General features: G+C 39.3%; 1 protein-coding gene. It reads left to right on the top strand.

Annotation, left to right across the window (positions count from 1 at the left end; genetic code table 11):
• The first annotated feature begins 495 nt into the window (after positions 1–495).
• Positions 496–1,758 carry a group II intron reverse transcriptase/maturase gene (ltrA, locus tag ACFFIX_RS27685; protein ID WP_378939875.1) on the top strand — a complete coding sequence of 421 codons (1,263 nt, stop codon included), beginning with the start codon at positions 496–498 and terminating at the stop codon, positions 1,756–1,758.
• Positions 1,759–1,808: the final 50 nt, after the last annotated feature.

Raw genomic sequence — 1,808 nt, 5'->3', positions numbered from 1 at the left:
TGGAAGTCCGTTATGGGCGTTGGGATATGCGAACCATTAGTCGAAGGCAAGGGTGTCCACGGTGACGTGGAATCTGAAGGAAGCCCTAGACAAATCCTTGGTCTGAGGTACACGAATCACATTTGAGGTTTCTATTTCAGGACGAGTCTGCAGAACAAGATGAAGTCCAAAATATCTCTGGATGAAATAGGAATAAATGTGGCAGATAGATGAGGAGAAAGTGGATGGACTTACCCTGGGAGATCTCTTAGTACCTTTAACAAAAGAACCTATTCAGCGATGAGTAGCTGAACTAAGAGAAGTCAGCAGATGTCATAGTATCAACCTTCAAGGTTGAGAAGGACGGAACGAAAGGAGCGACTATGTTAGAGTCATTTACAAGATAACAAGGACGCAGAAAACTTAGGACTATTGAAGAGAAAGATGCTCGGAAAGCAGGATACTCTTTTATAGTGCGGAGTTACTCTTGTACAACCTCGATAACATAGGAACAATATGAAATTTACTAATGCATTGATAGAAGTAATCCTAGAGAGAGATAATCTAAACCAAGCCTTTGAAAGGGTTAGAAGAAACAAAGGAGCAGCAGGAGTCGATGAGAAAGATATAGAAGCTACTCGCCTACATTTGAAGGATAATGGTGCACAGATTATTCAACTGATTAAAGAGGGGAAATACAAACCCCAACCAGTAAGAAGAGTTCAAATACCAAAACCAAATGGTGGATTTCGGAACCTGGGCATTCCTACTGTGACTGACAGAGTTCTTCAACAAGCTATAGTTCAAGTATTGACTCCAATTTTCGAACCTCAATTTAGTCACTACAGTTATGGTTTTAGACCGAACAAAAGTGCACATCAAGCCATAGAACAAGCTAGGAAATATATAGAGGATGGTTACAACTTCGTTGTAGATATCGACCTAGAAAAGTTCTTTGACCGAGTACAACATGATAAATTAATGTCTCTCGTAGCTAAATCAATTTCAGATAAACCAACGTTGAAATTAATTAGACGATACCTCCAGTCAGGGATCATGGAGAATGGAGTAGTAACAGTAAATCGAGAAGGGACACCGCAAGGTGGACCTTTAAGTCCGCTGTTAAGCAATATCATTCTAAATGAACTAGACAATGAGTTAGAAAAGAGAGGTCATCGTTTTGTCAGGTACGCGGATGATAGTAACATCTATGTTAAAAGTCAAAAGGCTGGTGAACGGGTGAAAAATGGAATCACTGAGTTTATTGAAAAGAAATTAAAACTCAAGGTGAATGAAGAGAAAAGTGCAGTGGGAAAGCCAAAGGCACGCGTATTCTTAGGGGTGAGTTTCTACAAAATGTGGAAGAGAACTAGAGTGTATGTGCCAAAGAAATCAAAGAAAAGGTTCGAAGATAAGCTTAAGAAAATAACTAACCGTAACTGGGGAGTAAGTATGGAGTACAGAATTCTGAAGTTAAACCAACTCATTCAAGGGTGGGGAAATTACTTTAAAGTCGGAGACTTGAAGAAATACGCAATGAAGTTAGATGCACATATAAGACGTAGATTGAGAGCGTGTCGATGGAAGGAATGGAAGAAGGTTAGTACGAAATATAAGAACTTAGTGAAGTTAGGTATTTCAAAAGAAGAAGCGTGGAAGAACGCAAATTCGAGAAAAAGCTATTGGAGAATGTCTAATACACCGATATTGGATAGTGCTCTGAATAATAAATACTGGAAGAGACTAGGATTAAAATCTCTACTAAAAGTAATTTCATAAACTTTCGAACCGCCGTATACCGAACGGTACGTACGGTGGTGTGAGAGGTC

Source organism: Metabacillus herbersteinensis (assembly GCF_042433335.1).
GTDB lineage: Bacteria > Bacillota > Bacilli > Bacillales > Bacillaceae > Metabacillus > Metabacillus herbersteinensis.
This window is presented reverse-complemented; position numbering and strand designations above follow the sequence as displayed.

What these genes read in the sequence shown, in the direction of transcription:
- ltrA (WP_378939875.1), top strand. Translation starts at nt 496, where the DNA reads ATGAAATTTACTAATGCATTGATAGAAGTAATCCTAGAGAGAGATAAT.